14 protein-coding genes are annotated in these 11437 nt (G+C 60.4%); 10 read left to right on the top strand and 4 right to left on the bottom strand.

Annotated elements, in window-relative coordinates:
- Positions 1-2: 2 nt before the first annotated feature.
- From sucD to mdh, 3 genes are all read right to left on the bottom strand, one after another.
- Positions 3-884: a succinate--CoA ligase subunit alpha gene (gene sucD / locus ACEN2R_RS01215; protein ID WP_442038390.1), complete on the bottom strand. Its 882-nt coding sequence runs from the start codon at positions 882-884 to the stop codon at positions 3-5.
- A 4-nt stretch (positions 885-888) separates the two neighbouring features.
- Positions 889-2082 (bottom strand): ADP-forming succinate--CoA ligase subunit beta, encoded by a 1194-nt coding sequence (gene sucC / locus ACEN2R_RS01210; protein WP_442038388.1) that lies wholly within the window; start codon positions 2080-2082, stop codon positions 889-891.
- A gap of 375 nt (positions 2083-2457) precedes the next feature.
- The gene (gene mdh, locus ACEN2R_RS01205; RefSeq protein WP_442038386.1) at positions 2458-3420 is read right to left on the bottom strand and encodes a malate dehydrogenase; all 963 of its coding nucleotides are present in this window, start codon (positions 3418-3420) and stop codon (positions 2458-2460) included.
- A gap of 164 nt (positions 3421-3584) precedes the next feature.
- On the opposite strand from mdh, the gene ACEN2R_RS01200 reads away from it, so the two are divergent.
- Positions 3585-4337 (top strand): sulfite exporter TauE/SafE family protein, encoded by a 753-nt coding sequence (locus tag ACEN2R_RS01200; protein ID WP_442038384.1) that lies wholly within the window; start codon positions 3585-3587, stop codon positions 4335-4337.
- Here ACEN2R_RS01200 and ACEN2R_RS01195 read toward each other — a convergent pair.
- Positions 4334-4654 (bottom strand): hypothetical protein, encoded by a 321-nt coding sequence (locus tag ACEN2R_RS01195; RefSeq protein WP_442038382.1) that lies wholly within the window; start codon positions 4652-4654, stop codon positions 4334-4336. The genes ACEN2R_RS01200 and ACEN2R_RS01195 overlap by 4 nt on opposite strands.
- A 217-nt stretch (positions 4655-4871) precedes the next feature.
- Between ACEN2R_RS01195 and ACEN2R_RS01190 the strand changes: the two genes are divergently transcribed.
- The 9 genes from ACEN2R_RS01190 to ACEN2R_RS01150 all read left to right on the top strand — a co-directional run bounded on the left by ACEN2R_RS01190 (position 4872) and on the right by ACEN2R_RS01150 (position 11415).
- On the top strand, positions 4872-5750 hold the full coding sequence (locus tag ACEN2R_RS01190) for an HpcH/HpaI aldolase/citrate lyase family protein (protein WP_442038380.1): 879 nt from the start codon (positions 4872-4874) through the stop codon (positions 5748-5750).
- Entirely contained in the window at positions 5747-6304 is a 558-nt protein-coding gene (locus tag ACEN2R_RS01185; RefSeq protein ID WP_442038378.1) for an NnrU family protein, read from the top strand. Before ACEN2R_RS01190 ends, ACEN2R_RS01185 begins: the two co-directional genes overlap by 4 nt.
- Before the next feature lies 1 nt (position 6305).
- The gene (locus ACEN2R_RS01180) at positions 6306-6509 is read left to right on the top strand and encodes a DUF1737 domain-containing protein (RefSeq protein ID WP_442038376.1); all 204 of its coding nucleotides are present in this window, start codon (positions 6306-6308) and stop codon (positions 6507-6509) included.
- Positions 6506-7537: a MaoC family dehydratase gene (locus ACEN2R_RS01175; protein ID WP_442038374.1), complete on the top strand. Its 1032-nt coding sequence runs from the start codon at positions 6506-6508 to the stop codon at positions 7535-7537. Before ACEN2R_RS01180 ends, ACEN2R_RS01175 begins: the two co-directional genes overlap by 4 nt.
- Positions 7538-7712: 175 nt before the next feature.
- Positions 7713-8096, top strand: a complete 384-nt coding sequence (gene sdhC / locus ACEN2R_RS01170; protein ID WP_442038372.1) for a succinate dehydrogenase, cytochrome b556 subunit — start codon at positions 7713-7715, stop codon at positions 8094-8096.
- Positions 8097-8107: 11 nt separating this feature from the next.
- Positions 8108-8479, top strand: coding sequence for a succinate dehydrogenase, hydrophobic membrane anchor protein (gene sdhD / locus ACEN2R_RS01165; RefSeq protein WP_442038370.1), 372 nt, complete (start codon positions 8108-8110; stop codon positions 8477-8479).
- A gap of 20 nt (positions 8480-8499) precedes the next feature.
- A complete protein-coding gene (sdhA, locus tag ACEN2R_RS01160) occupies positions 8500-10305 on the top strand; it encodes a succinate dehydrogenase flavoprotein subunit (protein ID WP_442038368.1) in 1806 nt (601 codons plus the stop codon).
- A complete protein-coding gene (locus ACEN2R_RS01155; protein WP_442038367.1) occupies positions 10305-10625 on the top strand; it encodes a succinate dehydrogenase in 321 nt (106 codons plus the stop codon). The genes sdhA and ACEN2R_RS01155 overlap by 1 nt, the downstream gene beginning before the upstream one ends.
- A gap of 10 nt (positions 10626-10635) precedes the next feature.
- Entirely contained in the window at positions 10636-11415 is a 780-nt protein-coding gene (locus ACEN2R_RS01150; RefSeq protein ID WP_442038365.1) for a succinate dehydrogenase iron-sulfur subunit, read from the top strand.
- The last annotated feature ends 22 nt before the right edge of the window (positions 11416-11437 follow it).

The following is an 11437-nucleotide window of genomic DNA, read 5'->3' as shown; positions in this document are numbered from 1 at the left end:
GCTTAGCCGATGGCCTTCAGGACAGCCTCGCCCAGAGTAGCCGGGCTGTCGGCCACGATGATCCCTGCGGATTTCATCGCTTCGATCTTGGATTCCGCGTCGCCCTTGCCACCGGCGACGATTGCGCCCGCATGGCCCATGCGACGGCCTTTGGGGGCTGTGCGGCCCGCGATAAAGCCTGCGGTCGGCTTCCAGCGGCCTTTTTTCCGTTCGTCCGCCAGGAACTGCGCCGCTTCCTCTTCGGCAGAGCCGCCGATTTCACCGATCATGATGATCGAGTGGGTTTCGGGGTCGGCCAGGAACATTTCGAGGATGTCGATATGCTCGGTGCCTTTGATCGGGTCGCCGCCGATGCCCACAGCGGTGGACTGGCCCAGACCGGAGTCGGAGGTCTGCTTGACCGCCTCGTAGGTCAGGGTGCCGGAGCGGGACACAACGCCGACCGAGCCACGCTTGTGGATGTGACCGGGCATGATGCCAATTTTGCAGGCGTCGGGCGTGATCACACCGGGGCAGTTCGGGCCGATCAGCCGCGATTTGGAACCTGCCAGAACGCGCTTGACCTTCATCATGTCCAGCACGGGAATACCTTCGGTGATGCAGATGATCAGTTCCATCTCGGCGTCGATGGCCTCGAGGATACTATCCGCGGCGAAGGGCGGCGGAACATAGATCACAGAGGCATTGGCGCCGGTGATCTCGCGGGCCTCGTGGACCGAGTTGAAGACGGGCAGGTTCAGGTGGGTCTGACCACCCTTGCCTGGGGTCACGCCGCCAACCATTTTGGTGCCATAGGCGATCGCCTGTTCCGAATGGAACGTACCCTGGCTGCCGGTGAAGCCCTGACAGATCACTTTGGTGTTTTCGTTTACGAGAATTGCCATTGGATTAACCTTTCACCGCTTTCACGATTTTCTCTGCGCCGTCTTTCAGGTCGTCTGCCGCGATCACGTCGAGGCCAGAGTTGCGGATGATGTCCTTGCCCTTTTCGACATTCGTGCCTTCAAGGCGCACGACGAGCGGAACCTTGAGGCCGACCTCTTTCACCGCAGCGATCACGCCCTCTGCGATCACGTCGCAGCGCATGATTCCGCCGAAGATGTTCACAAGGATACCTTTGACCTGCGGGTCGGAGGTGATGATCTTGAACGCCTCGGTGACTTTTTCCTTGGTCGCGCCGCCGCCCACGTCGAGGAAGTTGGCGGGTTCGGCACCGTAGAGTTTGATGATGTCCATCGTCGCCATGGCAAGGCCGGCACCGTTGACCATGCAGCCGATTTCACCGTCAAGCGCGATATAGTTCAGGTCGAACTTGGATGCGGCCAGTTCTTTGGCGTCTTCTTCGGTTTCGTCGCGCAGCGCCATGATGTCGGAGTGGCGGTAAAGCGCGTTGCCGTCAAAGCTGACCTTGGCGTCAAGCACCTTGAGGTCACCCTTGTCGGTGACGATCAGCGGGTTGATTTCCAGCATCTCCATATCCTTCTCGACGAAGGCTTTGTAGAGCAGGGCCATCAGCCCGACGCACTGTTTGACCTGCGCGCCCTCAAGACCGAGGGCGAAGGCGATGCGGCGGCCGTGGAAGGCCTGGTAACCGGCGGCGGGGTCAACCGAGAACGTCAGGATTTTCTCGGGGGTGGAGGCGGCCACTTCCTCGATGTCCATGCCGCCCTCTGTCGAGCAGACAAAGGAAACAGACGAGGTCTGCCGGTCGACCAGCAGCGCGAGGTAAAGTTCGGTTGTGATGCCCGAGCCGTCTTCGATGTAGACGCGGTTCACTTGTTTGCCGGCAGGGCCGGTCTGATGCGTGACCAGCGTGCGGCCCAGCATCTTTTTCGCCTCTGTCGCGGCTTCCTCGACCGATTTGGTCAGGCGGACGCCGCCCTTTTCGCCAGCGTCGGCTTCGAGGAAGTGGCCCTTGCCGCGGCCACCTGCGTGGATCTGCGCCTTGACGACCCAGAGCGGTCCGTCCATTTCGCCCGCTGCGGTTTTCGCGTCTTCGGCTTTGAGGACGACGCGGCCATCGCTGACAGGGGCGCCGTAGCTGCGAAGGAGTGCCTTCGCCTGGTATTCATGAATGTTCACGAAACTGTCCCGTTCTTAGTGCAATTCGCGGTCGTCATGCCACAGGACGGGGGTGTGGATAAACGCATTTCGACGCTGGGCGGGGGTTTGGGGTGATAATTCGTGCATTTGTGATCACAGGTCGAAAATGTGTGATCACAAATTGCGGATTCCAAAAGGAGTTGAAGTGATTCGGGGGCGCGATGCGTAAAATTAGCATGAAATGCGGGGGATTGATCAAGGTGGCGGGCGCACGTGCCGCGCGATTACTTTTGTCTCGCCCCCGCTGTGCGGTGGCTCGGGTGGCCTTCGGCGAGGATATTTGGACCAACAAGAGGGGAGTGGATAAAAAAAGAGCGCCGCAAGGGCGCTCTTTTGAACTTGAGGTGGCAGCAATCAGGCCAGCGAGGGATCGATTTCCTTGCAGGCGGCAACCAGACCTTTGACGGCGTCGACGGATTTGTCGAACATGGTCTGCTCGTCTTTTGTCATCTTGATGTCGACCACACGTTCGATGCCGCCGGCACCGATCACGGTGGGCACGCCGACGTAGAACCCGTTCAGGCCGAAGGCACCGTCAACATAGGCCGCGCAAGGCAGCACGCGCTTTTGGTCTTTCAGGTAGGCCTCTGCCATTTCGATGGCCGAGGTGGCGGGGGCATAGAACGCAGAGCCGGTTTTCAGCAGGCCGACGATTTCTGCACCGCCGTCGCGGGTGCGCTGGATGATCGCATCCAGCTTGTCCTGTGTGGTCCAACCCATCGACACAAGGTCGGGGAGCGGGATGCCGCCAACGGTGGAGTAGCGGGCCAGCGGCACCATCGTGTCGCCGTGGCCGCCCAGAACGAAGGCCGTGACATCGCGCATCGAGACGTTGAATTCTACCGACAGGAAGTGGCGGAAGCGGGCGGAGTCGAGAACCCCGGCCATGCCGCAGACTTTGTTCGACGGCAGGCCCGAGAACTGTTGCAGCGCCCAGACCATCGCGTCGAGCGGGTTGGTGATGCAGATGACAAAGGCGTTCGGCGCATGGGCTGCGATGCCCTCGCCCACGGATTTCATTACTTTAAGGTTGATGCCCAGCAGGTCATCGCGGCTCATGCCGGGCTTGCGGGCGACACCGGCGGTGACGATGCAGACGTCGGCGCCTGCGATGTCGGCGTAGTCATTGGTGCCCTTCATCACGGCATCGAAACCCTCGGAGGGACCGGATTCTGCGATGTCGAGCGCTTTGCCCTGGGGAATGCCTTCGGCGATGTCAAAGAGGATGACGTCGCCGAGTTCTTTCATCGCAGCGAGGTGGGCGAGGGTGCCCCCGATTTGTCCGGCGCCGATGAGGGCGATCTTTGGTCTGGCCATGAGTATGATCTCCGGTGGGTTTAATTTCGCCGTTTGCGTAGTCCTTTAGAACGGATCGCGCAAGAGTGCCGCGCCGCGGCATCCGGTTGAAAAGGGGATGCACAGGGTGCGTTATATCGGCTAAGGCAGTGGGATACTGCGGAAATTGCGGATTTGGAGTGGCCATGACGCTGGATGTGACGTTTTTTCTGTTTGCGGTTCCGGCGGTGCTGTTTGCGGGGATTTCCAAGGGCGGGTTCGGGTCGGGGGCGGCGTTTGCCGCCACGCCGTTCCTTGCGCTGATTCTGACGCCGGGGCAGGCAGTTGGTTTGATGCTGCCACTTTTGATGCTGATGGATGTGACGGCGCTGCGGCCCTACTGGAAGAAGTGGGACTGGACGTCGGCCAGAAATCTGATGATCGGAAGCGTGCCGGGCGTGGCGCTGGGCGCGGCGCTCTACGGGATCGCCAATCCGGATGTGTTCAAGCTGATGATCGGGGCTTTGGCGGTTGGATTTGTGGCCTTCCAGATCGGACGGAAACGGGGATGGATCAGGCCCGCGAGGCAACCGATGGGGCGCGCGGCGGGGATGCTGGCCGGTATGGCGGCGGGTTTTACCAGTTTTATCAGTCATGCCGGCGGGCCGCCCGCCGCAGTTTACCTGCTGTCCAAGCCGCTCAGCAAGACGGCCTATCAGGGCACCACGGTGCTGGTGTTCTGGGCGATCAACCTGATGAAATTCATACCCTATTTCGCGCTTGGTATCTTTTCGAAAGAGACCGCGCTGGCCAATGTGTTTCTGGCACCTGTTGCCTTTGCCGGCGTCTATCTTGGGGTCTATGCCCATCGCTTGCTGCCGGAGCGGATCTTTTTTGGCGTGACCTATGTGTTTCTGGTCTGCACCGGCACCAAGCTGATTGTGGACGCGTTAAGCTAAAGGTTCGGTGCGGAGGAGGGAGCGGGGTTGCCCGCGAGGGTTTCGAAGGCGCGCCCCGAGGCGACGAGGCAGGTGGTGCCGTCGGGCGAGGTGACGGTGATTGTCCAGGTTCCGGTGGTTGCGGAGGCGAATGTCTCCAGCACAGAGTTGTTCGAGGCAAGCCCGATGCTTTGCCGTGTTTCGCCGTAAGCGTCGGCCAGTCGGGACAGGACGTGGGCGCGGTCGGCGCAGCGGTCCAGAGGTTGCGCAAAGGCGTGCCCCGTCGCCAGTATCAGGGCGCCGAAGCCGAACGAGAGTAGGATGAACTGCTGTTTCATTGCCGATGTCCTTTTTCCGGGCGCCACCTGACTGTCCCCGATGCGCAAAGACTGCGCGACGGAGTGGAAAAATATAGTTAACGGGGCGGTCGCAGACTGGCCGCAGAAGTGCCGCGAAATCGCGGTTTAGGCAGAATTTCTGCATTGCGGCATAACGGACCTTGCGTAAAATTTCCTCTCGGCAATGATACGCGCAACAAAAGAAGGGAAGAGAATCATGAACATCGGCGCACGGCCTTATCGGTCGGTCTTGTATATTCCGGGCTCGAAAGAGCGGGCATTGGAGAAGGCAAAGACATTGGCGGTGGACGCGATCATCTTCGATCTGGAGGATGCGGTGTCGCCCGAGGAAAAGACATCGGCGCGACATCTTCTGGCGCAGTCGCTGATGGCCGGTGGATATGGTGCACGGGCGCGGATCGTGCGGATCAACGGGTTCGACACCGAATGGGGCGCCGACGATCTGGACGTGATTGCCGAGGCGGCGCCGGATGCAATCCTGTTGCCCAAGGTCAATTCGGCCTCGGATATCGAAGGGCTTGCCGCGAAACTGGACCTGCGGCCGCAATTGGCGGACACAAGCATCTGGGCGATGATGGAGACTCCGCGGGGCATCCTGAACGCAGCCGGGATTGCCGCGGCACCGCGCATGGCGGGGTTTGTGATGGGCACCAATGATCTGGCGAAGGATCTGAATACGCGGTTCCGTGCGGATCGTCTGCCGTTGATGATGAGCTTGCAACTGTGCCTTTTGGCGGCGCGGTCGGCGGGAATTGTGGCTGTGGACGGGGTTTATAACGCCTTTAAGGACGACGAGGGCTTGCGCGCGGAATGCGAACAGGGCCGCGATATGGGCTTTGACGGCAAGACGCTGATCCACCCCGCACAGGTGGACATCGCCAATGCCGCCTTCGCCCCGAGTGCGGCGGAACTGGATCTGGCGCGTCGCCAGATCGAGGCCTTTGCAGAAGCCGAGAAAAACGGGCAGGGTGTGGCTGTGGTCGACGGGAAGATCGTCGAAAATCTGCATATCGTGACGGCGCGCCAGACACTGGCACGGGCCGAAGCGATTGCCACAATGGAGACTATGATATGATCTGGCTGATCCTTGGTGTCGCGCTTTGGGCGGTGGCGCATTATTTCAAGCGGCTGTTTCCCGCGCAGCGCACAACGCTGGGCGACAAGGGCAAGGGCCTGATCGCGCTGGCGATACTGGCGTCGGTGGTTCTGATGGTTGTGGGCTATCGCGGCGCTGATACTGTTGACGTCTGGCAGCCGCCGGCGATGATGCGGCACATCAACAACCTTTTGATGTTGCTGGCGTTTTACGTGTACGGGGCAAGTGCCGCGAAGGGTGCAAAGGTCTGGTTGGGCACGAAAATCAGGCATCCGCAACTGACTGCGGTCAAGATCTGGGCGGTCGCGCATTTGCTGGTGAACGGCGATCTGGCGTCGATCGTTCTGTTCGGGGGTCTGCTGGCATGGGCTGTGGGATCGGTCATCATGATCAACCGCGCCGAAGGCCCCTGGGTGCGTCCTGCACAGGCCCCGGCAAAGAAAGAGGTCGTGCTGGTTACGATTTCATTGGTGATGTTCGGGATCGTCGCGGCGATTCATATCTGGCTGGGCGTGAACCCGTTTGGAGCGTGAGATGAAGATTTACCGGTTGCTGACAGCGGACGACACATCGGCGTTTTGCCACAAGGTCAGCCTTGCGTTGAGCAAGGGTTGGGAACTGTATGGCGATCCGACCTATGCCTATGACCATGCCAACGGCGTGATGCGCTGCGGGCAGGCGGTGACCAAGGACATCGACATCCCCTATTCCCCCGGCATGAAGCTGGGAGAGCAGTGATGAAGACGAACGCGGGGCGGTTTTTCGAGGATTACGCCGTCGGGCAGGTGATCCGCCACGCGGTGCCGCGCACGGTGTCGGGCGGCGAGCGGGCGTTGTATCACGCGCTGTATCCGGCGCGTCACGCGCTGTATTCATCGGACGAATTCGCGCGGATGTCCGGCCTTGGGGCCTCTCCTGTCGATGATTTGCTCGCGTTTCATGTGGTGTTCGGCAAGACGGTGCCGGATGTGTCTTTGAATGCGGTGGCCAATCTGGGCTACGCCGAGTGCCGGTTTCTGAAGCCGGTCCATGCGGGCGATACCCTGCGTTCGGTGTCCGAGGTGATCGGGTTGAAGCAGAACTCGAACGGGAAAACCGGCGTTGTTTATGTGCGGACCACAGGGCTGAACCAGCACGACGCGCCGGTGCTGGACTTTGTGCGCTGGGTGATGGTGCGCAAACGGGACGTGGATGCGCCCGCGCCCGAAACGGTGGTGCCCGATCTGGCGCAGGTCGTCGCGGCAGAGCGGCTGGCGATTCCGGCAGGCCTTGATTTTACGAAATACGATTTCACGCTTGCGGGCGAGGCGCACCGTTGGGGCGACTATGCCGTGGGCGAACAGATCGACCATGTGGATGGCGTGACCATTGAAGAGGCCGAGCACATGATCGCGACGCGGCTTTGGCAGAACACGGCCAAGGTGCATTTCGACGCGACAAACCGCGAGGATGGCAAGCGGCTGATCTATGGCGGGCATATCATTTCGATGGCGCGGGCGTTGTCGTTCAACGGCTTGGCCAATGCGCAGATGATCGCGGGTATCAACGCGGGCGCACATGCCAACCCCTGTTTCGCGGGCGATACGGTGCGTGCGTGGTCGCAGGTGCTGGACAAGGCGGAAACTGCGGCGCCCGGTGTCGGCGCCCTTCGCTTGCGGCTGGTGGCAACCAAGGGCGGCGCACCGTTCGCCTTGCGCGGCGACGACGGAAAATACCTGCCGCAGGTGCTGCTGGATCTCGACTATTGGGCGTTGATGCCGACTTAGACAGGGATTTTTGTGATCACTGATTGAAATTCCGTGATCACAAACGGATTTTTTTTGCTGCATGTGCGAACAAATTGCTCTGTGCGGGGCTCTGGCATCGTGACTCGCGGGAAATTTACACTATGGTCTGTAAAAACGCGCAGGCCAGCTGCGCCGCTGACGAAGGGATTTTACCATGGCTGACGTGAACCGGGGAAACCGGCCGCTTTCACCGCATTTGCAGATATATCGTCCGCAATTGACGTCGATAACGTCGATATTCACGCGGATCACGGGCAATGCCCTGTTGGTTGGCGCCTTGCTGATCGTCTGGTGGTTTCTGGCCGCATCCTACAGCCCCGAATATTTCGCCATCGCCAATGGCGTGATCACAAGCTGGTTCGGCGACCTTGTGATGCTGGGGTCGCTTTGGGCGATCTGGTATCACCTGCTGGCGGGGTTGCGTCACCTCTATTGGGACACGGGCCGCGGGCTGGAAATTGCAAAGGCCGAACGCCTTGGTCTGATCGTCATTGCGGGGTCGTTCATTCTGACCCTGCTGACCGTCTTTATCATTTAAGGAGCGCGGATATGGGTTATATGACCGACCGCAAACGCGCCAATGGCATGGGGTCCGCGAAAACCGGAACCGCCCGCCATTGGTCGATGACCATCAGCTCTGTTGCGCTGTTGTTTCTGGTACCTGCCTTTATCTTTACGTTCGGGTCGATCCTTGGGGCGAGCCATGACGAGGTGATCGCCTATTACGCGCAACCCTTCCCCGCGATCGTGGCCGGGCTGACGATCGCCGTGGCCTTTATGCATTTCAAAAACGGTGTCCAAACCATGCTTGAGGACTACGTTCATGGTCTGGCCCGCGAAATCCTGATCATCACGATGATCTGTATCAGTTATGCCGCCGCGGCGACGGGCCTTTTCGCGCTCGCCCGCATCGCGCTTTAATCTAGACCGGAGCACCCCTGATGGCTGCCTACGAATACGAAACACATGAATACGACGTTGTTGTTGTCGGTGCCGGTGGCGCCGGCCTGCGGGCGACACTGGGTATGGCCGAACAGGGCCTGCGCACCGCCTGCGTGACCAAGGTTTTTCCGACGCGCAGCCATACGGTTGCCGCACAGGGCGGCATTGCCGCCTCGCTGGGGAATATGGGGCCGGACCATTGGCAGTGGCATATGTATGACACCGTCAAGGGCTCTGACTGGTTGGGCGACACCGACGCGATGGAATATCTGGCGCGCGAGGCCCCCAAGGCCGTCTACGAGCTGGAGCATTACGGCGTGCCGTTTTCCCGCACCGAAGATGGCAAGATCTACCAGCGTCCCTTTGGCGGCCACACGACCGAATTCGGCGAAGGCCCGCCCGTGCAACGCACCTGCGCGGCGGCTGACCGGACGGGTCACGCCATTTTGCACACGTTGTATGGCCAGTCGTTGAAAAACAACGCCGAGTTCTACATCGAGTATTTCGCAACCGATCTGATCATGTCCGAAGACGGCAAGTGTCAGGGCGTTGTGGCGTGGAAGCTGGACGATGGCACCATGCATGTGTTCAACGCCAAGATGGTCGTGCTGGCCACGGGCGGTTATGGCCGCGCCTATTTCAGCGCGACCTCTGCCCACACCTGCACGGGCGACGGTGGCGGCATGGTTGCGCGTCAGGGTCTGCCGCTTCAGGATATGGAATTCGTGCAGTTCCACCCGACCGGCATTTACGGCGCGGGCTGTCTGATCACCGAAGGCGCGCGGGGCGAGGGCGGTTATCTGACCAACTCGCAGGGCGAGCGTTTCATGGAGCGCTATGCGCCGACCTACAAAGACCTTGCCAGCCGCGATGTGGTGTCGCGCTGCATGACGATGGAAATCCGCGAAGGCCGTGGTGTGGGGCCGGATGGCGACCATATCCACCTGAACCTGTCGCATCTGCCGCCCGAAACGCTGAACCTGCGCCTGCCCGGTATTTCCGAAAGCGCGCGGATCTTTGCCGGCGTGGACCTGACCAAAGAGCCGATCCCCGTGATCCCGACCGTGCACTATAACATGGGCGGCATTCCGACGAACTATTGGGGCGAGGTGCTGAACCCGACCGAGGGCGCGCCGGATCGGGTCGTCGAGGGCCTGATGGCCGTGGGCGAGGCGGGCTGTGCATCGGTGCACGGCGCGAACCGTCTTGGGTCCAACTCGTTGATCGACCTTGTGGTGTTTGGCCGTGCGGCCGCGATCAAGGCGGGTAAGGTCGTTGACCCCGACGCCCCCAACCCCGTGCTGAACAAGGCCTCTGTCGACAAGGCGTTCGACCGCTTTGACACCCTGCGCCATGCCAAGGGCGGCATCCCGACCGCAGAGCTGCGGATGGAAATGCAAAAGACGATGCAGGCCGACGCCGCCGTGTTCCGCACCGACAAGACGCTGGCCGAAGGCGTTGCCAAAATGGAAAACGTCGCCGCCAAGATGCATGACATCAAGGTCACGGACCGTAGCCTTGTCTGGAACAGCGACCTGATGGAAACGCTGGAACTGACCAACCTGATGCCCAACGCCTTGGCCACCATCGTTGCCGCAGAGGCCCGCAAGGAAAGCCGCGGCGCCCATGCGCACGAGGACTACCCCGATCGCGACGACAAGGTCTGGCGCAAACACTCGCTGGCTTATGTGGACGACACGAAGGTCCGGCTGGGGTCGCGTCCCGTTCATCTTGATCCGCTCAGCACAGAAGAGCTTGGCGGCATCGACATGAAAAAGATCGCCCCGAAAAAGCGGGTTTACTGATGCGCATCGTCCTTGCTGTGACGGCCGTCTTGTCCTTGTCGGCCTGCATGCAGACCGATCTGGTGGATGACGTGTCGCGCAGGGCTGCGAAATCGGTGGTGAACCCGATACTGGCACAAAGGTTGCCCGGGGTTCCGACAGAGCCGATGACCGATTGCGTCATCGACAATGCCACCTCGGGTGAGATCCTGACGCTGGCCCGCGCGGCTGCGATCGGGGTTCAGCCTGACACTTATGACACGGTTCTGGGCATCGCGAAGCGCCCCGAAACCATCCAATGTATCGCAACAAACGGGCTTGCCCCGTTCCTGACGTTGTAGGAGAGGCGAAATGGTTCAGTTTACGCTGCCTAAGAATTCCAAGATCACCACGGGCAAGACCTGGCCCAAACCCGAAGGCGCGACCAATGTGCGCAAGTTCCAGATTTACCGCTGGAACCCGGATGATGGAAAGACTCCGCAGGTCGATAGCTATTTCGTCGATATGGATAAATGCGGCCCGATGGTTCTGGACGCGTTGATCAAGATCAAGAACGAAATTGATCCGACGCTGACCTTCCGCCGCTCCTGCCGCGAGGGCATCTGTGGCTCTTGCGCGATGAACATCGACGGGATCAACACGCTGGCCTGTATCTATGGCATGGACGAGGTCAAGGGCGACGTCAAAATCTACCCGCTGCCGCATATGCCGGTGATCAAGGATCTGATCCCCGATCTGACGCATTTCTATGCCCAGCACGCGTCGATCATGCCGTGGCTGGAAACAAAGACCAACCGTCCCGCAAAAGAGTGGCGCCAGTCGGTCGAGGATCGTGAAAAGCTGGATGGCTTGTACGAATGCGTCATGTGCGCCTGCTGCTCGACGTCCTGCCCAAGTTACTGGTGGAACGGCGACCGCTATCTTGGTCCCGCCGCGCTGCTTCACGCCTACCGCTGGATCATCGACAGCCGCGACGAAGCAACGGGAGAGCGTCTGGACGAACTGGAAGACCCGTTCAAGCTGTATCGCTGCCACACCATCATGAACTGCGCGAAAACCTGCCCCAAAGGGCTGAACCCCGCCAAGGCAATTTCGTCGATCAAACAAATGATGGTCGAGCGTAGGGTCTAAGCGCCGGTCGCCCGTAAGATCT

This window comes from Pseudogemmobacter sp. W21_MBD1_M6 (assembly GCF_052119585.1).
Lineage (GTDB): Bacteria > Pseudomonadota > Alphaproteobacteria > Rhodobacterales > Rhodobacteraceae > JBGQOJ01.
This window is presented reverse-complemented; position numbering and strand designations above follow the sequence as displayed.